We start from the raw sequence: 24368 nt of genomic DNA on the forward strand, positions 1-24368 counted from the left end.
CTCGCGCCTGCAGGCCACCTGCACCAGCGCCGGAAGCGGTCCGATGCACCACGTGCCTACCCTGGTGGGGTATCGGCTAGCGGTGGGGGGTGTCATGCGGGCACGTTTGCTCTGGGCCCTGCTCGTGCTCGGCGCAGTGTTCAGCATGCACGGCCTCAGCTGCACCGACAGCGACTCGGCCATGGCCGACATGCCCTCGCACGCCACGCCCGCCTCACCCGACCAGACGGGGGAAGGGGCCGGACTTGATGCGGGGACCAACGCCCGTGATTCCGCGCTACCGCAATCGCTGGTAGCTGCACCCACCTGGATCGACGACGGCCAGACCGGTGACGGTCATGGGACCATGGCCCACGCCCTGATGGTGTGCATGGCCGTCTTGGCCGGCGGGATCGGCACGGCACTGGCAGTGCTGGCCTCATGGCTGTCGCGACGGCGCCTCCTCACCGTTGTGCCCCGTCCCACCGTGCTGCTGCGCAGCGCCCTCGACCAGGCGCTCCCTCACCCAGCACCTCTCGAGCTCAGTCGTCTCTGCGTGCTGAGGGTCTAGGCCGAACCACCTGACACCCGTGGCCCACGTGTGGCCCGGAGTCGCGTGCTCGACCTTCCCTGCCCTCTTCGTGCCCGGCTCATATCGGGTGCGGCACCCCTTTCAGGAGACCCCTGTGCTCAGCAACCATGCTTCGACCCGTTCCCCCCACCGCTCCCGCGCCGCCGGGTTCGTCGGTGCCCTCATCGCCGCCTCGGTGGCCCTGTCGGCCTGCTCTGGCGGCACAGACCCCTCATCGGCGGGGTCCTCGACGTCCGTCCCGGCAGAGGCCACGTTCAACACCGCCGACATCACCTTCGCCCAGTCGATGATCCCCCACCACGAGCAGGCGGTCGAGATGGCCGACCTGGTCGCCGACCGCTCTAACAACCCCGACGTGCTGGACCTGGCTGGCCGCATCCAGGCTGCTCAGGGGCCCGAGATCGACGTTCTCAACGGCTGGCTGAACAGCTGGGGGGCCATCAGCTCAGACGACACCTCGGGAATGGCTCACTCCGGCATGAGCGGGATGATGACCGAGGACGACATGTCCTCCCTGGAGACAGCCAGCGGCGTGGACTTCGACCGCATGTGGCTGCAGCTGATGCTCGAGCACCACACCGGCGCTGTAGGCATGGCCCAGACCGAGATCGCCGACGGCGAGGACCCCGCGGCGATCGCGCTCGCCCAGGACATCCAGTCCTCCCAGGGTGCCGAGATCACCGAGATGGAACAGCTGCTGCAGAGCCTGTCCACGCAGTAACCCCCCGACAGCGGAGGCTGCGGCCAGCCCGGCGCAGCCCCCGCCCAAAGTCACCCGATAGCCGTGGACGCCGAGAACCGCGGCCCTCGATGACCTCCAAGCCCTCGACGTGCGCCACCGCGACACGACCTGCATGCCGTCCCCGGCCTGCACCCCGAGGCACCGCCGTCCTCGCCGGCGTCCGATGCCTCACCCGCACTCCCCACAACTGACCCCACTTGAAGGACCACAACTGACATGGACATGAACACCACGATGGGCGCGGCACTGCCGGACTGGCTGACCCCATTGGCCTGGACCTACGGACTGCTGGCGCTGCTGAGCGCGGCGGTGATCGCCACCGACGTGTGGGCCCGCGGGCACCGCCATCGCACCGTTACTGCCGAGATCACCTGGGTCGGTGCAGCTCTGTTCCTGGGCCCGGCTGCCCTCGTGCTCTACCGCCGCTACGGCCGAAAGCCCCAGCCCGGCGCCCGACCCACCGACGCCCGGCCCGTCGTCGTGGACAGCCTGCCCGGTGGCACCGCCTCAGCCTTGGCCCACCTCGTCGGTGTCCCCCTGGTGATTGCCTCCGGGCTCACCATCGCCGGCACCGACCTGTGGGTCATGATCGCCGTCATCGCGGTCGTGGCCATCGCGCTGCTCGCCGTCCACGAGCGCACCACCGATGGCGCCACCACGCTGACCGCGGTCGCTCGCGCCACCCTCACCGTGGTCGCCTTCGACATCGGAATGGGCGGCTGGATGCTCCTCCTGCACTTCAACGACCTCATGCCCCCGGCCGCCGACGTGCAGTTCTGGTTCCTTATGCAGATCGGCATCCTCGCCGGCCTGCTCACCGGCGCACCCGCCGTCGCCGCACTCCGGCGCACTCCGGCACGCCTCCCCACAGCCGCCTGAGCCACGAACCACCGGGAACTGAGTCCCGCGGCGGGGCGTGGTCACCCAGGTCACGCCCCGCCAAGGGGTTCAGATGCCTCCTGGTGGTTCTTGCCTGAAGCGATGTAGGTGACCTCTGAACAAGCGTGGCGCACAGTCCTCGCGTGCCTCACTGGCTCCGAACCCGCGCCTTCGAGGCCCCAAAACCCCGGTGCTGCTGGTGGGGATACTTTCCGGCGGAACGTCATGGTGGGGCCGGCCCATGCTGTGGGGATCGCCAGTTGCGAGACGCAGCACCTGGTCGCGCTCTGCGGGACGCCGGTCATAGTCGACCTGCCGCTCGACTGGCCGCCGCCGCGGGGGGTGCAGATGTGCTTCCAGCGCCGGGATCTCACCGCTGCTTGAGCCGTTAGACGCACAATTGGGCCTAGAGCTGGAAGGTGCGCCAGGTGCCGATCTGGAAGTCGTCGTAGCCGCAAGACCCCGGGTCGACCCAACGGCGGTGGGTCGAGGTATCGGCGGACCCAGCACTGACCGCTGGGTGTCGCGGCATCCTCTGCTTTCGTGCGGTTGCGCCTGGGCCTGTCCCCCGGTGACATCGCCACCAGCTAGACCGCCGGCGGGGTAGCCGCCAGTCGGTAGTGCACCGATGCCGCGGTGACGCCGGCAGCGCGGGCGATGACGGCCACCGGGTGCCCGTCGTGATTGGCCGCGCGCAGCAGGCTGACCCAGCGCGCGGTGGCGATGTCGTGGGCGGCCCGGTGCTCTGCGAGCTCAGCCGTGTCGCCGCTCGGGTGCGCGACCGCGTCTGCAATGCGCTGGCGGGCGGCCCGCTTGACCGCGGCTGCGTTCTCCAGCTCCCGCAGCACTCCCCTACCGGCGCGGTTGCCCGGTTGTGGCGCTGCGGGTGGCGCGGTCATGGCTGGGCCGGTGGTCGACCCTGGATACGGCGGGGCACCTGGTGGACCTTGAGGATGCCGTGGACGGTGGTGGGTGCACGGTCGACGAGTTGGGCGATGTCGCGGATGGACATGCCCTGCCGGTAGGCCTTCACGACGTAGGCCTCGAGGCGGTCCTGCAGTGCCCGGTCTCTGGCGGGGCCGGTGGTGGAGGTGCCGGCGAACTCCGGCAGGGGCGCCCAGGTCGGCTTCGGGGTGCGCGGCATCGGTGCGGCCGGCTCAGTCGCGGGGTGGCCAGGACTGCAGCGAGGGCAACGGATCGCTGAGGAACACCGCACCGGTGTGGGGGTAGAAGTCCTGCGTGCGGTGTTCGTGGCTGCCACCGGTGTGGGCGATCGCGGCCAGCAGCAACTGGAGGTGCTGGCGATCCAGCCCGGAGGCGACGTCGCCGAGGTCGAGGGCCTGACCGTCGGCGATCGATGCCGCCGCGCGCAGGATGCGCAGCTGTCCGCTGGACCCGTGGATGCGCCCATGGCGCAGGGCTGGGTCGATGTCGACCCAGGTGACCGACGCCCACCCCACGCCGGGGGCTTGTCCGGTGGGTGGGCCGGTGGGGTCGTCGTCGTAGTCGACGGCGATGAGGCCGGCGGCGGCGAGTTGGGGAAGCCAGTGCCCGGCGTTGGCCAGCAGCAGCACGGCGGCCTCTGCGGCGTAGTCCCCCACCGCGGTGCGCAGCAGCGCGTTCTCTAGATCGGTGGCCTCGAAGTCGCTGGCCTTCGGTTCGAACAGCACAGCGGGTCCTCGATTCGCTTCGGCGGTCGATTGCTCTGCTGGTGAGTCTGCCTCTCTCTGCTGACATCGCGGGCCGATCGCAGCGGGTCTGTGGATGGACGCCACCCCTCTGGGTGCCTGGGCTGGTCAGGCAAGGCTGCCGGCCGGGACGGCAGCTGCGGCCTGTAGGGCGCCGTCGATAGCCACCGACCAATGAGTTCTGGGGTCGCGGGGGGCGACGCGGCTGGCGACGACGGTTCCGCGGAAGTCTGGTCCGGGGAAGCCGGGTGCGGTCTCCCGCAGGCACCACACCCGGGCCCGCCAGATGAGTGCGTACCGGTCGCGTTCCCAGGCGTAGAGCAGCCCAGGTTGGACGTCGTCGACGCTGGAGAACCGCGGCTTGGTGACCCACACCGGGCTGGGTGGGTCCACGGTGCGGTTGTCCATCGGCGGGGACCGTAGGGCCGGGGTCCGACAGCGGCCGGACCGACCCTTCCACCGCAGCAGCAGTCGCACCGCCGCGCAATCGGGGTGACAACGTGGCGCGGCCGGGGTGGCGGGAGGGACTGGTGCTAGTGGCTTGTCCGACCCTCGAGGTGAGCTTGCGTCCACCCGAGACGAGGAGACCTAGGACTCCAGATCAAGACCACGACCAAGACCCAAGACCCAAGACCAAGACCAAGACCAAGACCAAGACCAAGACCAAGACCAAGACCAAGACCAAGACCAAGACCAAGACCAAGACCAAGACCAAGACCAGCATCGACACACCTCATGCACTCCGGGTGACACGCCTGCAGGAGGGGTGCCGCCTGTGCAGCTGTGATGACGGTGCACAAGCTGACGGCGGGGTCCGGGTACACCTACCTGACCCGCCAAGTGGCTGCTCACGACGCCACCGATCAGCCGGCCGGCGGCTTGGGCGCGTACTACAGCGAGAAGGGCGAAGCGCCGGGGCGCTGGATGGGCCGGGGCCTCGCCGGCAGATCGGACTTCCCGGTCGGCGATGCGGTCACCGAGGCGCAGATGGTCGCGCTGTTCGGTCATGGCCGTCATCCGAACGCCGCTCAGATCGAGCAGGCGGCTCGAGCCGGTGGACGAGATGCACAGGAGATCGACCGGGCGAGCCGTCTCGGCAGGCCCTTCGGTGTCTTCGGGGCGTCGAACGACTTCCGGGAGCGCTGTGCCGTCGAGTTCCGCGAGCTCAACCAAGCGCTCGGTCTGCCTGCCGCCTCGCCGGTCTCAGACGACGAGCGCGCCCGGATCCACACCGAGGTGGCCGGGGCGATGTTCGAGGAGAGGTTCGGTCGCCCCGCCCTCGACGCCCGTGAGCTGTCCGGTCACCTGGCACGCATCTCTCGGCAGCCGACCACCGCCGTCGCCGGCTACGACCTCACCTTCAGCCCAGTCAAGAGCGTCTCGACGCTCTGGGCGATCGCACCGCACGACGTCGCGGCGGTGATCGAGCGGGCACACCAGGACGCCGTCGAAGACGCCGTCTCCTGGTTGGAGTCCCACGCGACCTACACCCGAACCGGTCGCGGCGGGGTCGCGCAGGTCGACGTCCGGGGGCTCATCGCCGCGTCCTTCACCCACCGCGACTCCCGGGCCGGGGACCCCGACCTGCACACCCATGTAGCGATCAGCAACAAGGTCCAGACCCTGGATGACAGGTGGTTGGCGCTCGATGGGCGCGCGGTCTACAAGAACAACGTCGCCGCGTCCGAGCGCTACAACACGCGCGTCGAAGCCCTGCTCACCGACCGCCTCCGCGTGCGCTTCGCCGACCGACCGGCCATCGATCCCGGCAAGCGCCCGGTGCGCGAGATCGTCGGGGTGGACGGCCCGCTCCCCCGCTTCTGGTCGTCTCGGCGATCGGACATCGACGCCCGGAGGGCGGTCCTTGCCGCCCAGTTCCAAGCCGACCACGGGCGACCGCCGTCGGCCAAGGAGTCCGTCGGACTGGCCCAGCAGGCCAACCTAGAGACCCGATCGGCGAAGCACGAGCCCCGTTCTCACGCGGAACAGAGGACCGCGTGGCGGGCGGAGGCCAGGACCGTGCTCGGGAGTGACGACGAGATCCGGGCCTACGTCGCTTCAGCCCTCCATGCGCCGCCAGGGCCGGGTCCCGGGCGCCCCACCGGCGCCTGGGTCGCAGCGACGGCCGACCTGGTGGTCTCCGTCATGGAGGGCAACCGGTCGACCTGGCAAGAGCCGCACGTGCGCGCAGAGACCGAACGTCAGCTCCGCGCCGCGGGGATCCCGCTCGCTGAGCTCGACCGAGCAGGGGAGGCCGTCGTCGCTGCAGCGCTGTCACCCCAGCGGTCCTTGCGCCTGCAAGACGGGGCAAGGGAGTCCGTGCCCGGCTCTCTACGGCGCACCGATGGATCGTCTGTCTTCGACGTCGCCGGAGCCGAGGCGTACACGTCCCGTCGCATGCTGGCCGACGAGGCGACCGTGCTCCTAGCTGCCGAACGCCGCGACGGACGCGTCACCCCGGCTGCAGCCGTCATGGCGGCAGTCTCGACGGCAGCCGCGGACGGCACCGTCCTCAACACGGGACAGCAACAGCTGGTCCGTGAGCTGGCGACCTCCGGAGCACGGGTCCAACTCGCTCTGGCCCCGGCCGGGACCGGCAAGACGACGGCGTTGAGCATGTTGGCAGCAGCGTGGACGGCGGGTGGTGGCAGCGTCGTCGGCCTCGCGCCCTCCGCCAGCGCCAGCGCGGTGCTGCGAGAGCACCTGGGCTCGCAGACCGACACCCTGGCCAAGCTCGTCCACGCGGTCACCACCGGCGTCGACGTCCCGGCCTGGGTCGAGTCGATCGGCCCCTCCACGCTGGTGGTCCTCGACGAGGCCGCCATGGCCCCCACCCGCGACCTCGCGCGCCTGGTCGACTTCGTGGTCGGTGCTGGAGGCTCGATCCGCCTGATCGGCGACGACCATCAATTGGGGCCGATCGGCGCAGGTGGGCTGCTGCGCGAACTCGCCCACACCCAGGGTGCCGCGCGGCTCACCCAGGTGGTCCGCTTCATCGATCCGGTCACCGGGGCTCCCAACCAGGCCGAAGGAGCTGCCTCTCTCGCGCTCCGTGACGGAGACCCAGCAGCCCTGGCGTTCTACGTCGACAACGGCCGGCTGCACGTCGGAGAAGGATCCACGGTGGTCGACGGCGCCTTCGCCGCCTGGGCGACGGACCTCACCGCAGGCCACGATGCCGTCCTGCTCGCACCCACTCGCCAGCTGGTTCTCGAACTGAACACCAAAGCACGCACGGAGCGGATCGCGAGGCAGGGATCCTCCGGTCTCGAGGTGGACCTCCCCGACTCCAGCCGCGCCTCCGCCGGCGATGTCGTGATCACCCGCCGCAACGACCGGTTGCTCGCCGCCGGCCAGGGTGACTGGGTGAAGAACGGTGACCGATGGACCGTCACGGGGGTGCGGGCCGGCGGTGACCTCGACGTCGTCCACCGGCGCACCGGGAAGCACGTCACCCTGCCCGCGGGATACGTGCAAGCCCACGTCACCCTCGGCTACGCCACCACCGTGCACGGGGCACAGGGCATCACCGCCGACCGTTGCCACGCCATCGCCACCGGCGCCGAGTCACGCCAGCTGCTGTACGTCGCGATGACCCGCGGTCGCCACGAGAACCACGTCTTCCTGAGCACCATCGGCGACGGTGATCCGCACAGCCTCGTGACCCGGGATGCTCTGCTCCCTCCGACCGCCGTCGACGTCCTCCGTCGGGTCCTTGCTCGAGACGACGCACCCACCTCTGCCACCGGCCTGCGGCGAGCGCAGGACGATCCAGCGACCTGCCTCCACGTGGCTGTCGGGCAGTACCAGCACGCGCTCGCCACAGCGGCCCAGCACGTCGTCGGACCGGAACTGCTCTCCAAGATCGACGAGGCGGCCGAGCAGGACGTACACGGGCTGACCGACGAGGACAGCTACCCCACACTGCGAGGCCACCTGGCCCTAAGCGCCGTCAGTGGCGTGGATCCCGTGGAGCTCCTCCGGCGGGCCATCGACGATCCCCGTGGCCTGGGTGATGCCCGGGACATCGCCGCGGTCCTGGACTGGCGGCTCGGCCCCTCCGGGGACCGGTCGCCTCACGCTGGCCCTCTCCCCTGGCTTCCCGCTCTTCCTGATGCGCTGCGCCACGACGCCGAGTGGGGCCACTACCTCACTGGACGCTCCCAGGAGGTCTCCCGGCTTGCCGTCAGGGTCAGCGACGAGGCTGCTGCCTGGACGGCGGCCGACGCTCCGGCATGGGCCCAGCCTCTGGTCGACCACGATGCCTCGCTGCTCGCGGACACAGCCGTCTGGCGGGCCGCGCACGGCATCCCGGACGACGAACGGCGACCCACGGGTCCACCGCTGCCGTTGGCCGCCGAGGCCGCTTCGCAGCGCGACCTCGACGACCGCCGATCCCGCTTGCTCGGTCGACCCGGAACCGCCACCGAGCGGTGGAGGTCGATGGCCGACGGCCTGGAACCACGGCTGTGCGACGACCCCTATTGGCCGCTCCTGTGCGAGCGGATGTCCACCGCCGAGGGCGCTGGCATCGATGTCACCTCCCTCGTCCGGTCTGCCTGCGCTCGACCGCTTCCGGATGAACAGCCTGCAGCTGCGCTCTGGTGGCGCCTGGCCGATCACCTCTCACCCGCCGCGCTGGCCGCGGATGGAGCAACCGCCCCAGCCTCGCCCTCATCAGCCAGCGCCGGTGATGACGAAATACCGCCGAGTCCGACCGCGCCCGGTGACGCCGCACCCCGACCCGAGCCAGCCGGCCCCGTGGCGGGACCAACCCCGGCCGAGCCCGGCACGCATGGGCGGCTCCCAGCAGATCGGGTTCGGCTGCTGGAGCTCAACCGACTCGCCGCCGACTACTTCGCCGCCGCCTACCCGTGTTCCTGGGCCAGGTCATACCTCGCGGACCGACTCGGCACCGACCTCGTCGACGACGCACGCTTCATCGTCGGGCACGCCCCGGGCGGTTGGAACCGTCTGGTAGTGCACCTGCGGACCGCCGGCGCCAGCGACGACGAACTCCTGGCCGCCGGGCTGGCGAGCCGTGCCTCCACCGGCCAGCTCATCGATCGCTTCCGCGATCGCTTGGTCTTTGCGATCCAGGGCGATGACGGCATCCACGGCTGGATAGGCCGCCGCAACCCGGCCGACGACGGTGGCAGCCATACCGCGCCCAAGTACCTGAACACCGCGGACACCGAGCTCTTCACCAAGGGGCATGAGCTCTTCGGCCTGATCGAGGGGTCGACGCAACTCCGCCGCGGGGCGACGGCGGTCCTGGTCGAGGGCCCGATGGACGCCCTCGCGGTCAACCTCGCCGGTGCGGGCCGGTTCGTCGGCGTAGCCCCGATGGGCACGGCGTTCACCGCCACCCAGGCGGCGCGTCTCAACGCGGTGGTCGGCGCAGGCGGGCAGGACATCGTGGTCGGCACGGACGACGACCGCGCGGGCCACCTGGCAGCCGAACGGATCTACTGGCAGCTCGCCGACTCCGGCGGCGACCCACGACGCCTCGTGTTGCCGTGCGGGATGGACCCGGCCGACCTACTTCGGACGCAAGGCCCGAGCGCGCTCCGCGATGCGCTGAGCGACGCCCCCAGCCTGGCAGCGACCATGATCGAGGCTCGCATCGATGTCCTCGTCGATCGCCTCGACACAGTCGAGGGGCGCGTTCACGCAACGCGCCGAGCTGCGGAGGTCATCGCGAGCACCGTCAGGACGACCTGGGCCGAGCATCTGACCCACGTGGTTGCCCGGACGGGGATCGCCCCCGACATCGCCCTCAGCGAGGTCTTGGCTGCGGCCGATCAGCGGACTCCAGGAAGCACGGTGGCCCGCGGGGGGACAGGACCCACCTCGATAGCCGCAGGATCAGGTCACCGGGTAACCCGCCCCGTGACGCCGGCCCCCGTCCTCCGGCCGAGCACTAAGGGCCGACAGGAAGAACTCGACAGGGCGGCCACCCTGACCCGGCGGGCTGCGCGGTCGACCGCCGGTGGCGGCCACGGACGGTGATCGCCGTTCTGGCGGCGCCCGGCGGCCGCGACCTGACCTCAGCCTCGCGGCGGCCAGGCTCCGAGCGTGGGCGCCCCGTGGCCCCCGAACTCCAGACTGGCGTCCGGCTCCTGGCGGTGCTGATGACTCCCGCCCGCGTGGGCGATCGCTGCGACCAGCAGGTGGAGGTGCCGTCGATCCAGACCCGAGGGAAGGTCATCGAGGTCGACGAGATGCCCTGAGGCCAGGGACGCAGCAGCACGCAGGATCCTCAGCTGGCCTCCGCTTCCCACGATGCGACCAGCGAGGACGGCGGCGTCCACGTCGATCCAGGTGACTGCAGCCCAACCGACCCTGAGAGGACGGTCTGACGACGAGGTAACCGGGACGTCGTCGTAGTCGACGGCGATGAGGCCAGCCGCGACCAGCTCTGACAACCAGTGGCCCGCATGCAAGAGGAGCAGCACTGAGGCCTCAGCGGCGTTGTCCCCGGCGGCCGACCGCATGAGGGCGGCCTCCACATCGGCCAGTTCGAAGTCGCTGGCCAGTGGCTCGGAGTGCACGTCTGCCTCTTCTCGTCATCGGGAACTGGATGGTTGGAGGTTCGTGACGCGAACGGCAGCGTTCGTCGTCACCGCGCGAGGTCCTCGACGAAGCTGGCGTACCGGCTCTGCGCAGGCCAGTCCTGGTGTCGCCCCGTGCGACACGTGCTCTCTCCGAGCCGGTCGGCCATCCGATCCGAGAAGGTGGGCAGCGCGTACCTGTGCCACTCCTCGACCAACTCGGGGCCGGGAGCGATCTCTGCCTGCCACCGGAGCACGGCGAGGACCGGGACCTCACGAGCGATGTGCGGGTGCTGCCTCCAGCAGGCCGGAACCATGTGTGCCGGTCGCCAGGCGAACTCGTGGTTGACCCACGCGATGACGTCGTCGCACCACGACCAGACGGCGGCACCGAGCTCGCTCGTGCAGGCAGCGGGCTCCCATGGTCGTTCCAGACCGGCCAGCGCGTCAGCGGTCGCTGGGTGGCGGGGGTCCCGCCGGCTGATGTCCCAGAGGAGCTCGAGAGAACCCTGCACGAGCATTGGTGGGGGTGGGAAGGGCAGGAGGTTCACCACGGGGCGTCGTCCTGTCCCGCGGGGTCGCCCTCGAGCGGACGAGCGGTCAACCAGTGCTCGTGGGCGTAGGTGACCGCGCGCCTCGTGCGCGCATCGGCGTCGGGAGCCTTCCCCCGAGCCCGCGAAACCTCCGACCGGGCGGACTCCTGCTCGGCCATGAGCTCTCCACCGTCCCTGCCGTCCAGACAGCGACGCAGCCGGGCGAGGATCGGGGGCGTCGTCCCGGCGATGACCAGGGCGTGCCGCTCCGGGACCAGCCGGATGTCCCCCGGACGCAGCACTCTGACGTCCTCCCCCGACCGGGAGGTCCCGACGCCCCCGGGGCCGTCGGTGACGGTCCGCCGAGCGATCCGGACGTCGTCCAGCAGCTCGGACAGCTCCCGGTAGAAGTGCACGTCCTTCCCACCGCCGAAGACCACCAGCGTGTTCGTCAGACCGAAGATCGAGCGCGCTTCGTCCTCCCCGTACGAGACGACCATCTGCTTCCAGGTCTGGGCGGCGTAGATGAAGGAGAGCCCCAGGGCACGCTCGTTGGCCATCCGGACACGCAGGGTGGGCAGCGGCGTCGTGGAAGGCAATTCGTCGAGGCAGGCCAGGAACGACGGGGTCAGTCGTCCGTGCGGCGAGGTGTTCGCCAGGTGGAGCGCCGTGTCCAGGACGTGCTCGGCGACAGCGGTCATCAGCGGCGCCGCTGACGCGTAGGGGTCCTCGCGCCCGAGCAGGTACACGGTCCCGTGCCGGGAGATGAGGTCCGTGAGGTCGGTAGTGGGGCGACCGACTGTCGGCACGCAGCGCGCTCGGATCTCCGGTTGGAAGAACAGAGCCATCGCCTGCTGCACGGTCGTCACGGTGTTGCCGACGGTGTCCGGGCTGCCCCGCAGCGCGCCGGACAGCAACCCGTCCCAGAAGCGCGCCGCGTGTGGGTGCCGCTGCAGGATCTCAGCCGGCTGCTCGGCGGCGACGGGGTTGGCGACCCATTCGAGGACGTGGTCAAGGGTCCGACCGGTCAGCGCGGCAGCATGCAGGAACCCCTGGAGGACCTTCGCCGTCTCCGCCGCGTAGAAGCGTGCCGCGTTGTCCTGCCGACCACCGGACACCGATCCGGAGACCGTTCCCGCCGAGAACGCCTTGGCCCGCCGCTCGGCGACGTGGGGGTCCACGCACCCCGCCACGGGATCCCACACCAGCTCCGGGACCCCGGGCGCCGACCCGAACGGATCAAGCACCGCGATGGGACGGGGAGCCTCACCGGGCCTGTTGGGCCTCTGGCGCCGGCCTGCGGTCAGCAGCAGGTCGTCCACCTTCGTCAAGGTCGCGAGGGCGGCGCCACGGTGTGCCAGCAGGGCCGGCGCCAGCAGGTCCAACGTCTTGCCAGAGCCCTGCTCCCCGTACACCCCAGCGGTCCGGTCGAACCGACACCAGAGCTCGACGCCCCTCGGAGTCGTCGAGCGCCCCAGCCGCCAGCCGACATCGGTGGGCTCGAACCGGGCCCGGCGGCCCCAGGTGCTCATCAGCGTCCCCACGTCCGACCGGGCTGAGAGTCTCGACCGAGCAGGAGCTGCCGCCCAGCCTCGATCCGTGCCGCCTGTAGAGCCGACGCGGCGTCCGGTCGGCCCAGGGAGGCCTGGTTGGCGGCCAGCGAGCGACGCGGGAAGTCGGCGTCCATGTCGGCCGGGGCCACCCGTGCTGCCACGTCCAACGAGAGGAGACGAGCGTTGTGGATGGCGCCGGCCACCGGCTGGAGGTCGACAGCATTGACGCGGACGAGGCCGCTGGGCTGGTAGCCACGCAGGAACGCGGCCACTCGGTCGTCCCGGGGCGGCAGGTCTCGGGCATAGGCGAGCAGGGTCCCGGAGTCCGCCCACGACCGCACCGTCCGGTAGAGCAACTGCGAGGCAAGGGTCGGCAGGTGCTGCGCTGCAGCGGCCAGGACCCCGTGCAGCCCGGGCGATGACTCGGCGTCTGGATGGCTGAGCGCGCCGTGAAGGCGCAACGCAGCATCGACGGCCGGAGGGGCGTGCGGATGTGGACGCCGGGTGCCGTCGTCGTACGGCCTCAGCGCCGAGCGGACGGCGCGCCACCCGGGGGCAGCGAGCTGGCCCCCCTCTGGCGCCGCAGTGCCGTCCAGCCGTTGGACGGCACTGCTGAGCGTCTCAGCCGCCAGCGTGTAAGCGAGGACCTCGGCCACCGAGGGTGTGTTCCGCGAGCTGCCGGTGGCACGCAGGAGGACCGCAACGGTCTCGGGGACGACGTCCCGAGGGTCCGTACTCCCCGGGACAGTTGGCCCGGGGAGCGGCCGGTCGAGGATGGCGGCGCCGGCCCGGGACGGCGGGTTCAACGCGGCTGTCTGCTGGACCAGCACCGACTGCCGGTACACCTCGTCCAGCCACTGCGACGTGGGTCCAGCAGGCAGCCCACCTCCCACCAGCCGTGCCACCGGGGTGACGGCGTCAGTGACTGCGGTGGCCATGGCCCATCTGGCGCTGACGGTGCTGTGGTCGTAGAGGGCTGCGAGCGTGTCGGCTGCGGCGGCCGCGAGCGTTCCCATGGTGCCCTCGTTCGCCGGTGCGCGACGGGACACCTCTGTACACGCCAGACCGAGCGCGCCGACCTGGCGTTCCTGCTGGGCACCGATGGCCTTCGACACGCCGTCCTGGCGCAGTTGCTGCAGGGCCCTGCCCAGCTGCCCGAGTGCAAGGGCCGCGTCGGCCCGGGTCCCCGGCGTCGGGGCGACGGCCTCAGCCGTCGCGACGAGGCTGTCGAGCAACTGCCCGAGCGAGGTCGCCATCAGCGCGGTCCGCGCAGGGCGCGGCGTCCGTGCCGAGCGGCGGCCAGCACCTCGGGTTCCGCGAACTCGGCGGCATCCAGCTCACCGAGGATCCGCAGGGCCTGCGTGATGAGCTCGTCGGGCTCGGCTCCGTCGGTCAGGCCGGGAACCAGCATGCTGGGCACGTCGAGCGCCGACCACGCCGCAAGACAGTGCAACTGTGTGGCCGACCCGGCCCGGTCGCTTCGTGCCGCAGCCGCGAACAGCGCTGCAGCGTGCTCCCGGGCGACCGCGGACTGGTCTGCTCGGCCGTCGTCGTCAATGAGCGTCATCGCAGGTCTCCTGGAGGGATCGGGGTGTGGGTCGATAGACGGTCCTTCGGAGAGGCCGTCGGCGAGCGCTTGTCCTGTGGATCTGTGGACGGGGCGCGGTGTGGTCACCCGGCTGTGGACGGCCGGTGTCACGGCGGTCCCTGCGATCCCGTGCCGTAGCAATCGGGGCGGATGACGGAGCGAGCAGAACGCAGCTGTCGGATGCCCAGGGCATTCGCTGCCTCGGAGCGCGTGGCCATCCCCCCGCGGGAGTCACTCGGCAGGATGTGCCGCCGGACCACCACCAAACCGGCACCGGCGACCACGGCGAGGACGACCTCCGCGACGGCCACCGCCACGTACGTGGGCACAGGACCCGCCAGCCGGCGAGCCTGCGCGTGGGTGAACCCCTGTCGCAGGTCACCGTGCAGCAGACCCGAGACGACGCTCATGACCGAGTCGGTGCCGAGCGGCCACACCCAACCGCCTCCCCAGAGCGCGGCCCCGACCCCGACCCCCGTCAGGGCCGTGAGGACCACAGCGATCACGACGCCGCCGACCGCGGCTACGGCCAGCTCCCAGCCTTGGTTGATCGATTGCGGTTCGCGGCTTCGTCGGTTGGGGGAACTCATGCGATGTGCCTGACCGCGACGATCTGCCCGTCCCACCGGGTGGCCTCGGTGAGCTGGACCGGGATCCCGGTCATCGGTGCCTGGATCAGGTAGAGGTGACGGCCGTCTGCTGCGTCGACGTAGCCGGCGACCATGCCGACGTGCCCCGGTGCTGCCGCGGTGCCGCCGGACCCCGGGATCATGACGAGGTCCCCAGCGACCGCCTGCGTCAGATTGGTCGGGCTGGGTTCGCCGTTCCGTGTCTGTCCGGCCGCCAAGTGGGGCAGAGCCACCCCGGCGGCGGCCCAGGCGGCCATCGTCAGGCCCGAGCAGTCGAACGAGTCGGGGCCGGCTGCTGCCCAGACGTAGGGCTTGCCGAGTTGGGCCAGGGCGTACTGCACGGCCACGATGCCCTGCGCCGACCCGTTGATGACGAACCCGTCCGGGATGGTCGTCGTCCCGGCGACGTTGTTCCCTCGCGGCCCGACGATCTCGCCCGCGGGTACGGCCCCGCCGGCACCCGGGCAGATCGCTACTGCCGCTTCCCCACCGGGAGCCGGCGGCGACGAAACCCCCTCGGCCACCGCGGTCGGCCAGACCTGACCGACGAGCTCAGCAGCGAGCGCGGCGTTGGGCTGGTAGCGATCCGGGTAGGCGCTGATCTGCACGGTCTGGGCCGCCACGCCCACAGGGATGGTCTGCCAGTCCGCGACCCCGACGAGCCTGTCGAGGAAGGCTCCGGTGGACCGGACGGGGTCGATGGCAACGGCCTCGGTGTAGATCGACACCCGCTGCTGGAACAGCCCCTCCGAGTCGTGGTCGGTCTGGACGGCGGAGTTGATGAGACGGGACTCGGTGTAGGCGGTCGCCAGCGCGATGACCGCAGCGTGAGCAGGCAGCTGCCTCGTGGCGACGACGGAGACGATGGTCTGGGCGTGCCCCATCTGCTCGGCGTCCAGGTCGATGTCAGCGACTGTCTGGGCTGTCCCGCCCGATCCGCAGCCTCCGGTGCTGGCCGGGGATGAGGCCGCACCGCCACCGGTCACGACGACGATCACGGCCACCACCATCGACACGATCGGCAAGACGACGACGGCCGCCGCCGTCGCTCCCTGGTTGGGCCCGGACACGGTCACCACCCCCCGGGGGGTGCGAGCCCGGGTTCGCCCACACCGTCCGCAGGGGGCGGCGGAGCAGTGATGGCGTCGTTCGTCTCCGTCAAGGCGACGTCCAGGGACGTGCGGACGGTCTGCACCTTCGCCACGTGGTTCCCCACCAACCAGAGCGCGCGCCCGCGATCGGCCGCGGCCCAGTCGGTGACGATGTGTTCCGCCATCGCGCTGAGTCCCAGCAGCCCGGAGAGCTCGTCGCCGATCTGGTCGTCCTGGCCGAGCAACACCTTCGTCGCGCAGAGGTGCAGCAGGTCCTTGGCGATGGCCACGGCCTGGCTTCCGCTGTCGCCGACCGTGAGCATGTCGGAGGGCTTGTGTGCGATGACCACCTGGACGCACCCGTCCTTGCGGGAGAGTCGGAGGTCGGCGTCCAAGGACTTGACCGCGTCGGTGCCCAGCCGCATCTGCTTCCAGCACTCGTCGCGGATGACGATCCGCAGGTCTCCGGGTTCTGCCAGCTGGGTCATGGCGCGCCCCCAGGAGTTCAGGCACGTCAGTGCCACCCCGACGGCTTCATCGCCGAGTGGGTCCAGTCGGGACAGCGAGAGCGACTGGATCGGGGCACGCCAGTCCACTGAGACCGTGGTGGGCGCGTCGAAGAGCCCAGCCAGGTGACCAGTGACGAGTGCGCCGAGGGCGTCCCGTACCGGTCGCGTGTCGTCGAGGAACTGCTGCCGGTCGGCGTACCGGCAGGCATCGACGAGCTCCTCACCGGGAGCTCGCAGCGCCTCCCACAGCTGGGGGATGGTGATCTCGCGCATCCGGTCGGCGCCGTCGGTGTAGCCGGTCAGATCACGGAGCACCCGGCCGACGGCTGTCTCAGCCGTCGGCCCGAACGGCACGTGCTGAGAACCGACCAGTCCACGGAGGAGGAGCAGCCACCGGGAGAACACCATGGCTGCCCGGCGCTGGGCCTCGGACCGGGACAGCCGGCTCCAGTCGTTCCCGACCGGGCCGAAGTCCAGCGGGTTGATCCGGGCGGGCAACCCGTGGCCGACGGCGTGCGGTTGCACCTGCAGCGCCCGGCACAGGGGGTCGTACTCGTCCTTGACGTCGCCGAGCACCAACGTGCGGTAGCCGTAGGCCATCTGGCGCAGCGCGAACATCTTGACGGTGCCGGACTTCCCTCGTCCCGGTGCGCCGAAGAAGATCATGTTCGGGTTGGTGACGCCGGCGGTGTTGTTCAGCGTCCAACCGATGGGGTCGGCCGAGAAGGCCCCTCCGGACAGGTGGTCGAGCCCGAGCAGCGCCCCACCTGGGGGCAGCCCGTCTCCGGCGATGAGCGGCCAGACCCCGCCCACCTGCTCCGAGGTCATCCGGTAGACGGCGAGGGGTGCCGACACCGGTGCCCAGCCGGTGGCTCGGCCTCGTCGGCCGTGACGGCCGATCGCCTCACCGAGGACCGCGTCGTCCACGGCGCCGAGTGGCTCAGGGGTGAGCGGCGGGAGCTGGTGTCCGAAGTCGGCCACCAGCTGGGTGATCCCCCTCCCCCGGTGTCGGCCGGTGGGCAGGCGGCTCATCGCAGGCCCCGGCGTCGGGGCAACCCGATGCCCAGCGGGATGCAGGCCGCGGCAAAGGCTGCGTCCTGGGCCAGGTCGAGGCGCAGCGGGCGGAACCCGCTCCCCGTGACGCTCGACTCCAGACGTCGGCCGTACTCCGTGATCGACCACGTGCCGGGAACGGTCACCGAGACGGCGAGGGCGACGCGGACCAGTGCGTTGCCCTGCGCCAGGCGGACGTCCTGGCCCTCGACGCGGGCGGCGTCACGTCGGTGTGTTGCCCTGGAGCGGAACCCACCGCGCCGCCGCATCTCAGTGGCCAACTCGGAGCTCATGGACTCGTTGCCGACCATGCGATCGGCCTTCGTGTGGCTGATCGGTTCGAAGAACACCGTGGCGCACCGCCGCTCCCCTGCGGCCGTCGGCATCAGGACAGGTGCCAGGGCACCCATGACTGCGCCCTTGTCAGGAAGCAGGACGGTGCACGTGGCGGAGTGCCAGGCATCGTGGGCGTAGTGCCGCCGTTCCGCTGCGGGTGCCAGGGTCGGCCCCGCGGCGGCCATCGGCAGCCCTGTGACCCCCGGGTCGAGGGCTGCGTCCGCCAGCGGCCCCCGGTCACCGGGCGCGAAACCGGTCCGGATGGCAGACGCGAGGCCAGCGGAGTCGAGCCACGTCACGCTGGTGCAGCCCACCGGCCCGATGAGTCGAGCCTCCAGCTCCCCCATCACGCCTTGCAGGACGCGGGCACGACCGTCCACCCCTCCCCCGGCTTCTCGTGCCTGCCTGGCGATACGGCGTTCGGGCACGACCACCGTCACGAAGGCCTCGTGCCGCACCCCGGCTGCGGTCATGACGGCAGCAAGCTCCGCGTTGATGGCCCGCGCGAGAGGTGGGGCCTCGTTGCGCAGGTGGGCGCGCTGCCATGCGGTGCGCTCTGCGCCGTCGTCGGGCAGGGTCCGGACCTGCAGGGCGACGGCGGACACCAACTCCGTCGTGGCTGCGCCCTCGAGCAGTTCGGCCAGGCCTGTGCCCATGCGTGACCTGGTTGTGGCCTCGGCCAGCCCGATCCCGGGATGGGTGATCCGGGCGACCACCGCCCAGGTGCGCCCTCGGTGGTCGGCGACGACGGCCGGTCGGGTCAGCAGCGGACCGAACGGTGGGCCGTCATGGGTCCTGACGCCTGACAGCACGCCGGGGAGGTCTGCCTCGTCGAGGTCTCGTGATGTCCCCGCGGCGACCCGCGACTGCCAGTCGGACCAGCCCAGGGCTGCACCGACCGCCCGGACGACGGCGTCGCAGCCCCAGCGCAGCGGGGTCCGCCCCCGCAACGGGACGGCAACGAGGACGACGAGGACTGCCCAGACGGGTGCCCACCCGAGAGCGAGCAGCCACCGTTGGGCACCGGCAGCCAGCAGCATGGGCATACCGGCCGCACCGATCCCGATCCACGCCCAGCCGCTCAGGCCCCCGAACCAGCCCTGCCGGTCCTTGGACCAGGCTCCGTACCGCACCGGCCCGGTCACAGAGCCACCGCCGCCGCGGTCTCGGGGGTGACAGCCGCACCGGTCGGCCCGGTCGCCGCCCACCCGGCCAGTCCCCCGGGCGAGGTGCCCACGCCCACTCCTGGTGGCGTGGGGACGAGCGGCGTCACCCCGGGCCCCCCGCCGGACGCCGGACCACCGGACGCCCCGTCGTCCCCGCCCGGACTCGAACCGGAACCGGTGTGCGACGAGCCGCCTTGCCCAGACCCGGACGACGGTCCGCTCCCGGCCTGGCCCGATGACCGCATCGAGTGACCGGGGTGACCGATGCCGCTGGATCCGAGCACGTCGGAAGCGATGTCGACGGCCCGGTGGGCGACCGCAGCCGCCGCGCCCACGCCGGCACCCGCCGTCGTACCCGCCGTCTGCAGCATGGAGCCCAGCCGACTCGACGACTGCGCCTCGGCCGCGGTCTCCCCCTGTGAGCGCCCGTCGCCGGCACTCTGCGTCGCGGCCCCGTTGCCCGCCCCTTGACCACCGGAGAGGAGCCCGGACGCACCCCCGGCATCACTCCAGGACTGTCGGAGCGCTGACCCCGATGCGGTCCCGGGGTCGACGAAGGCGAGCAGCTTGAAGAGCACCAGCGGACAGACCGCCCCGATGGCCACCAGCACGGTGCCGACGACTGCAGTCCCCGCGGCCTGTGCGGTCGAGTCACCGTTCCCTGCGATCACACCGGCAGAGAGGCTCACTCCGACACCGAGCATGAGTGCCGCGGTGGGCGTGATCAGCAGGCTGGCGAAGAACCAGCGGAGGCTCTTCCAGAACCACGCCTTGGTGCTGTCGCTGAGCAAGCCGGCGGCGGAGATGGGTGCCGTGGCGATCAGGATGATCAGCGCGGCCTCCCGGACCAGCGCGATGATCAGGTAGAAGAAGGCTGCCGGGATCACGAGGAGCAGCGAGGAGAGGCCGAGCACGGTTGCTGCCGTGGCGTCGACCACCTCACGGGGCCACGAACTGCTCGGGTCGATGGCCGCGAGGGTGTCGACGTCGAGCATCGCCCGGAGGATCCCGCGTGCCAGCTCTGCCGCGGCGGTGACGAGCCCCCCGGCGACGCCGAGGTAACCCACCCAGACCAGTCCGAACTGGGCGACCCCGAGGAGCACGCGGCCCATCGACTGGCCATCGCGTCGGATGAGCGCCACGGTCAGTTGGACGAACATCATGGTCACCGCGACCGTCGCTCCGACCCACAGCGTCGTCGGCAGCACCGCGCCCATCGGGCCGGCGGCCGAGACGTCGGGAGTGGTGAACGCGTCGATCACCTGGAACGACAGGGTGAGCAGCCAGAGGCCCGCCGACCAGATGCTGACCATCGCCGCAGTCCACACATCGGCGATCGCGGCCGACGCGAGGTCGCCGAGCCAGTTCATCGGGTTGAGGTCGATAGCCACGATGTCGTCAGCCACGACGCAGGTCCCGGTAGCCGACGGAGATCGCGAGGTCGGTGCCCGGCCACACCGAGGGTGGCACCGCGGGTTCGTCGCCCGGGCCGATGAGCCAGCGGTCGTTCCGCCAGACCATCCGTTGGCAGTCGGCGGCCGCGCCGCGTGCGGTCTGCTCGAGGGTCACGTCGAGCTCGAAGTCGATGCACGGGACGACGAAGTCCGAGCCGACAACGCCCTTGATGAGGCCCATCAGCGGAGTCAGCACGACTGCCAGCTGCGCGGAGCCACCCCCCGAGAGACCGGCAGCCTCTAGGAGACGGCCCACCGCTGCGACGACCGACCAGCTGCTGGTCGTCGGACCACCGGGTGCCGCCCAGGCGCTGATCACCTCGCGGGCCCCGTCGAGGGACGCGGACTGCACAGCGGCCTGGTCGATGGCGGCGAGCTGGGCGAGCGCGCCCTCCGGGGTCTGTGGAAAGCCGGTGGGCACCCCGGCAGGCCCGGCGTGGGTGGCTGCAGGCAGCACGATGCTCGGGCCCGGGTCCCGGGTGGAGACCGGTCCAGGACGAGCCGCTGATTCCGGCACGGCCGGCATGGGCCGAGCGGCCAGCATGTCCTGGGCCTGCTCCAGCGACTGGCTGGGCGACGCGGTCGCTGCGGTCCCGGAGCTCTCCGGGGTCGACGTGGTCTCTGTCCCCGTCTGCGTCGGGAGAACCGTGTGCACGACTGCGACGACGGCGACCCCGACGAGGAGCACGAAGACGAGCCCGACCGTCACGAGCAGGGTCAGCATCCTGCGCCGGGTCCACCGCGGGCTGCGTGGAGACCGGCGACCTCGGTGGCCGGCCATCAGCAGCCGTCCCCGACGATCGACTGCACGATGACGTACCCGACGACGTAGAGGATCGCGCCGACGACGCAGATCAAGATCCCGTCCATCCCGAGCCGGGCGCCCCGTGGGTGATGGGTCACCCGCCCCCAGATGAGCATCCCGACGCTGGCGAAGAAGCAGATGCCGAGGACGGCGAGCACGCCCCACTTGACCCAGGACTGGATCTGGTCTGCGTACACCTGCATCCCAGGAGGTGCAGCCGGACACACCCCGGCCGCGAGGACGGCGTCGGCGAACTGGTCGATCATCGAGCCGACCTCCCTGACGTCGGTGCGCGGTGGCGGGCCGGAGCAGCAACACGGGTCTCGTAGGCCAGCAGCTCGAACAGGGCCAGGCCTGCATCGCAGACCGCTTTGGGCAGGGGCCGGTCATCCAGCCCGGTGACCATCAGCCGGTCGTTCAGCGGGACCTGGACGATGCGTCCGGTCGACCGCAAAGCCGCCGTCATCGGCCCGAGACTGGCCACGACCTCACCGGGCCATCGCCCCCGGCCGATGGCGGCCACGACCACCGACCGCTCTCCCAGCTCGCGGAGTTGCCGCTCGAGCAGACGACCTGCGGGGACAGTGGGCCGACAGACCACGACGACCGGCTCGCCGGAAGGGGCCTCGGCGGCCTGCCCCAGCCCTAGGTCGAGGACTGTCACCCCCGGCGGACCCGGCGGCGGGGACGGCCAGCTCCGCGGTGGCGCGTCAGTCGACCGACGGTCGAGGGTGACGCCATTCCGGGTGCCGCGTCGCCACTCACCCGCCTCGTCCAGCCCCAGTTCGGCGGACGCTGCCGAGATCAGGCCTGAGCGGCCGGGGGCCGCGGTGTCGATGAGGTGGACAGGGCGGCCGGTGGAGGCCAGGGCGTCGCTGATGGCCAGAGCCACGGTGGTCGCTCCCGCGCCACCGTGCGCCGCGATCACGACGAGCCTGACACCGGCCGGAGCTGCGATGTCACCCCGGTTTGGTGGAGGCATCGGGCCTCTGTCACCCCTCTGTCGAGGCGTGTCAACGGCGGTGTCACCCCCAGCTCGCCCGGCCTTGCTTGCGGGGCGGGCCCGGAGGTCCCGCAGTGCCTGCTGGACTTCGGCGACGGCCAGCGGACGGGGGGCGGGGTCACCGGCGCCCCGTCCTGCCGGCATCTCAGATCGGTCGGTGGTCATGAGGAGGCCGGTCACGCGACGGCCGCCAGGTAGTCGGCGGCCGCGACCCTCAGGGCGGCCAGCGTGCGGCTCCGCCGCCGGTAGAGCGTCCTGGTGGAGATGCCGTAGGCCGCAGCGACGCGAGAGTCCCCGCCCACCGTCCGCACGTCGCGCTCGTGCTCGGTCGCGATCAGCAGCCCGAGCTCCGCGGGGTCCAGGCCCGACCGGAGGGCCCACTGCAGCAGGTCACGCAGATCGAGGTCGTCGGTGTCCTCGGGCTCAACCCGCATCAGGCGGGTGACGTCTCCGTCAGCCGTCACGAACTCACCCCGCTCGGGGTGACGCCGGTTCCGTGGTCGCAGCTCGGCGAGCACCGCCCGCCGGGTGTCCGCGCGCAGGTTCGCTGCGATCGAGCGGGGACGGCGCTTCCACGGGTAGCGGCGGATCTGACAGGTGAGCTCACCGACCACCACGGCGACGATGTCTGGGGTCAGGTCGCTCAGCTGCCGGACGGTGGTCCAGACGATGCCGCTGAGCAGGTGCAGGACCAGGGCGAGTGCGTCGTCGTCGTGGCCGCCGTCGACGGCGGCGAGACGCACGAGGGCACCGAGGACGGCGTCACTGTGCTCGTGCGGACTTGCCTCCGAGCACGCCTCGTGGAGCTCGGCCGCGGAACGCAGTCCGGCGAGGGCGGGTTCCGCTCTCGCCCACCGCGCCAGGACAGCGCCGTCGTCAAGTCGGGTGGCGAGCTCCGGCCAACTGCCGACGATCGTGGGGTCGTTGAACATCTGTGGTGGCCTCCGGCATCGGTGTGATGCCTTCGACCCTCCGCAGAGACGTTCACCTGTCCGTTAGCCCTCCGGGGTGACGTATCGACATGCCCCCCGAGAGAATTCGTCGCTCCGTCGCGCATGAGGTCTGTCGTTGCTGGTCTTGGTCTGGTGTTGTTTCTGGGATGTTGGGTTCGAGGCCCGGGGGGGCAATGCCACCGCGAGCTGCCCTCGACGCCACCGCGCTGGAGACGTTGCACCCTCGGCTGCACGCTGCGCGCGTCCTGATGGAGGAGGGCGCCGTCCGCCTCGACGGCGAACTGGCCAGTGTGGGGACGAACGAGCCCCGGCACATCGTCCGTTGGACGATGACCGGCCACCGGTGCTTCTGTCCCCGGAACGGCCGGCACCAGGACAACCGAGACCCGCGCAAGTACGTCCTGGCCGTGGAGCTCGTCGAGCGTGGCTGACTCGACCGTCGATGCCGTCCTCGAACTCCTCGGCGAACCCGACCGGCTGGACGAGCATGTGACGTCGCTCGCCGAACTCGACAAGTGCGGGCTCAGGAAGGACTCGGCCGGGTGCAGTCCACGCTGGAGCGGATCTGGTGAAACGATCACCGCGCAGATGGGGACGAGCTGGTCCTTGCCGGATCGTCTGCTCTCGTCGTGGCCTTCGGTGACCTCGAGGTCGGCGCCGGTCAAAGTAGATCTGCATCTTCAACGAGACCAGCCAAGGCTGGGCCGTCGTAGGCGCAGTGCCTTCGGCGAACACCGACTGGTTCCAAGACCCTCGGGTCAGCTCGAACCGATGCGCTCCTCGCGCGCAAGCGACCAGAGCTCATCCCGGTCTACGACAGCGTCGTTCAGTGCGTCCTGGGTTGCCCGCAGGGTGTTCGAAGGTGGTTGCAAAACCTCACAACGGCAGAAGACAGCGCCCTACCCGCGGCCTTCGTTGACGCGGCGGGGCGCGCCCGCGTGCCAGGCCATGAGACCCCTCTGGGGTCCTGCCCGTTGTTCTCTGGATGCGCAACCGTCCAGTACACCCTTGCTCGCGCTGCCCAGGAGAAGCCGCATGGCAGGGTCCTTAGGTCGTACTGCCCTCGACCAGCTCGGCATCGTGGGGTAGCCCCGTCGTGCCGTTGCGAAGCGGTCAGTGCACTGGCGACATCTGCGGCTGGCCAGGCGGAGGCAAGCCCGTGGGCTGCCCTGGTGCCAGATCGAAGTTGTTGCAGGATTCGCGACCTAAGGTGAGGTACCGTTTCCTGCAACGCGGTCCGCCAGTGGCCGTGCAGGACGAC

At 71.0% G+C, this 24368-nt stretch carries 23 protein-coding genes and 1 pseudogene; 6 read left to right on the forward strand and 18 right to left on the reverse strand.

The features are described 5' to 3' along the window. Positions 1-94: 94 nt before the first annotated feature. From ASG41_RS20855 to ASG41_RS20865, 3 genes are all read left to right on the forward strand, one after another. Entirely contained in the window at positions 95-550 is a 456-nt protein-coding gene (locus tag ASG41_RS20855) for a hypothetical protein (protein WP_162245592.1), read from the forward strand. A gap of 115 nt (positions 551-665) precedes the next feature. Then, a complete protein-coding gene (locus tag ASG41_RS20860) occupies positions 666-1292 on the forward strand; it encodes a DUF305 domain-containing protein (protein WP_082557191.1) in 627 nt (208 codons plus the stop codon). Between the two features lie 237 nt (positions 1293-1529). Further along, positions 1530-2192, forward strand: coding sequence for a DUF4396 domain-containing protein (locus ASG41_RS20865; protein WP_056300061.1), 663 nt, complete (start codon positions 1530-1532; stop codon positions 2190-2192). Positions 2193-2779: 587 nt separating this feature from the next. On the opposite strand, the gene ASG41_RS20870 is transcribed toward ASG41_RS20865, so the two are convergent. The 4 genes from ASG41_RS20870 to ASG41_RS20885 all read right to left on the reverse strand — a co-directional run bounded on the left by ASG41_RS20870 (position 2780) and on the right by ASG41_RS20885 (position 4288). Then, positions 2780-3091: a hypothetical protein gene (locus ASG41_RS20870; protein ID WP_157519599.1), complete on the reverse strand. Its 312-nt coding sequence runs from the start codon at positions 3089-3091 to the stop codon at positions 2780-2782. Then, complete coding sequence (locus tag ASG41_RS20875; RefSeq protein WP_056300069.1) at positions 3088-3336, reverse strand: helix-turn-helix domain-containing protein; 249 nt, start codon at positions 3334-3336, stop codon at positions 3088-3090. The genes ASG41_RS20870 and ASG41_RS20875 overlap by 4 nt, the downstream gene beginning before the upstream one ends. A gap of 13 nt (positions 3337-3349) precedes the next feature. Next, positions 3350-3862 carry a hypothetical protein gene (locus ASG41_RS20880; protein ID WP_200939163.1) on the reverse strand — a complete coding sequence of 171 codons (513 nt, stop codon included), beginning with the start codon at positions 3860-3862 and terminating at the stop codon, positions 3350-3352. A gap of 126 nt (positions 3863-3988) precedes the next feature. Then, positions 3989-4288 carry a hypothetical protein gene (locus tag ASG41_RS20885; protein ID WP_157499029.1) on the reverse strand — a complete coding sequence of 100 codons (300 nt, stop codon included), beginning with the start codon at positions 4286-4288 and terminating at the stop codon, positions 3989-3991. Between the two features lie 378 nt (positions 4289-4666). Here ASG41_RS20885 and mobF point away from each other — a divergent pair, with 378 nt between their 5' ends. Then, the gene (mobF, locus tag ASG41_RS20890) at positions 4667-9892 is read left to right on the forward strand and encodes a MobF family relaxase (protein ID WP_200939164.1); all 5226 of its coding nucleotides are present in this window, start codon (positions 4667-4669) and stop codon (positions 9890-9892) included. Between the two features lie 38 nt (positions 9893-9930). Here mobF and ASG41_RS20895 read toward each other — a convergent pair whose 3' ends face one another. The 14 genes from ASG41_RS20895 to ASG41_RS20960 all read right to left on the reverse strand — a co-directional run bounded on the left by ASG41_RS20895 (position 9931) and on the right by ASG41_RS20960 (position 22897). After that, a complete protein-coding gene (locus ASG41_RS20895; protein WP_200939165.1) occupies positions 9931-10434 on the reverse strand; it encodes a hypothetical protein in 504 nt (167 codons plus the stop codon). Positions 10435-10502: 68 nt separating this feature from the next. Beyond that, positions 10503-10988, reverse strand: a complete 486-nt coding sequence (locus tag ASG41_RS20900) for a hypothetical protein (RefSeq protein WP_235564966.1) — start codon at positions 10986-10988, stop codon at positions 10503-10505. Next, the gene (locus tag ASG41_RS20905; protein ID WP_235564967.1) at positions 10982-12148 is read right to left on the reverse strand and encodes a type IV secretory system conjugative DNA transfer family protein; all 1167 of its coding nucleotides are present in this window, start codon (positions 12146-12148) and stop codon (positions 10982-10984) included. The genes ASG41_RS20900 and ASG41_RS20905 overlap by 7 nt, the downstream gene beginning before the upstream one ends. A gap of 350 nt (positions 12149-12498) precedes the next feature. Next, complete coding sequence (locus ASG41_RS20910; RefSeq protein WP_056300078.1) at positions 12499-13776, reverse strand: hypothetical protein; 1278 nt, start codon at positions 13774-13776, stop codon at positions 12499-12501. Then, positions 13776-13931, reverse strand: a complete 156-nt coding sequence (locus ASG41_RS24975) for a hypothetical protein (RefSeq protein WP_235564968.1) — start codon at positions 13929-13931, stop codon at positions 13776-13778. Before ASG41_RS24975 ends, ASG41_RS20910 begins: the two co-directional genes overlap by 1 nt. Before the next feature lie 284 nt (positions 13932-14215). Continuing rightward, the gene (locus ASG41_RS20920) at positions 14216-14698 is read right to left on the reverse strand and encodes a hypothetical protein (RefSeq protein WP_056300086.1); all 483 of its coding nucleotides are present in this window, start codon (positions 14696-14698) and stop codon (positions 14216-14218) included. Further along, the gene (locus ASG41_RS20925) at positions 14695-15807 is read right to left on the reverse strand and encodes a C40 family peptidase (protein WP_235564969.1); all 1113 of its coding nucleotides are present in this window, start codon (positions 15805-15807) and stop codon (positions 14695-14697) included. Before ASG41_RS20925 ends, ASG41_RS20920 begins: the two co-directional genes overlap by 4 nt. Before the next feature lie 2 nt (positions 15808-15809). Beyond that, positions 15810-17318 carry an ATP-binding protein gene (locus ASG41_RS20930; protein WP_369800068.1) on the reverse strand — a complete coding sequence of 503 codons (1509 nt, stop codon included), beginning with the start codon at positions 17316-17318 and terminating at the stop codon, positions 15810-15812. A gap of 47 nt (positions 17319-17365) precedes the next feature. Beyond that, positions 17366-18871, reverse strand: a complete 1506-nt coding sequence (locus tag ASG41_RS20935) for an SCO6880 family protein (RefSeq protein ID WP_056300280.1) — start codon at positions 18869-18871, stop codon at positions 17366-17368. Continuing rightward, entirely contained in the window at positions 18868-20298 is a 1431-nt protein-coding gene (locus ASG41_RS20940; protein ID WP_056300094.1) for a type IV secretion system protein, read from the reverse strand. Before ASG41_RS20940 ends, ASG41_RS20935 begins: the two co-directional genes overlap by 4 nt. Beyond that, positions 20291-21070 carry a hypothetical protein gene (locus ASG41_RS20945; protein WP_235564970.1) on the reverse strand — a complete coding sequence of 260 codons (780 nt, stop codon included), beginning with the start codon at positions 21068-21070 and terminating at the stop codon, positions 20291-20293. The genes ASG41_RS20940 and ASG41_RS20945 overlap by 8 nt, the downstream gene beginning before the upstream one ends. 56 nt (positions 21071-21126) lie before the next feature. Continuing rightward, the gene (locus ASG41_RS20950) at positions 21127-21417 is read right to left on the reverse strand and encodes a hypothetical protein (RefSeq protein ID WP_056300100.1); all 291 of its coding nucleotides are present in this window, start codon (positions 21415-21417) and stop codon (positions 21127-21129) included. Further along, positions 21414-22043 carry a hypothetical protein gene (locus ASG41_RS20955; RefSeq protein WP_157519601.1) on the reverse strand — a complete coding sequence of 210 codons (630 nt, stop codon included), beginning with the start codon at positions 22041-22043 and terminating at the stop codon, positions 21414-21416. Before ASG41_RS20955 ends, ASG41_RS20950 begins: the two co-directional genes overlap by 4 nt. Before the next feature lie 287 nt (positions 22044-22330). Continuing rightward, the gene (locus tag ASG41_RS20960) at positions 22331-22897 is read right to left on the reverse strand and encodes a hypothetical protein (RefSeq protein WP_235564971.1); all 567 of its coding nucleotides are present in this window, start codon (positions 22895-22897) and stop codon (positions 22331-22333) included. Positions 22898-23280: 383 nt separating this feature from the next. On the opposite strand from ASG41_RS20960, the gene ASG41_RS20965 reads away from it, so the two are divergent. Then, on the forward strand, positions 23281-23538 hold the full coding sequence (locus tag ASG41_RS20965) for a hypothetical protein (protein WP_056300113.1): 258 nt from the start codon (positions 23281-23283) through the stop codon (positions 23536-23538). 327 nt (positions 23539-23865) lie between these two features. Next, a pseudogene (locus ASG41_RS25560) lies at positions 23866-24321 on the forward strand (DUF6308 family protein); the annotation flags it as partial. Between the last annotated feature and the right edge of the window lie 47 nt (positions 24322-24368).

The sequence above is a fragment of the Modestobacter sp. Leaf380 genome, from assembly GCF_001424485.1.
Lineage (GTDB): Bacteria > Actinomycetota > Actinomycetes > Mycobacteriales > Geodermatophilaceae > Klenkia.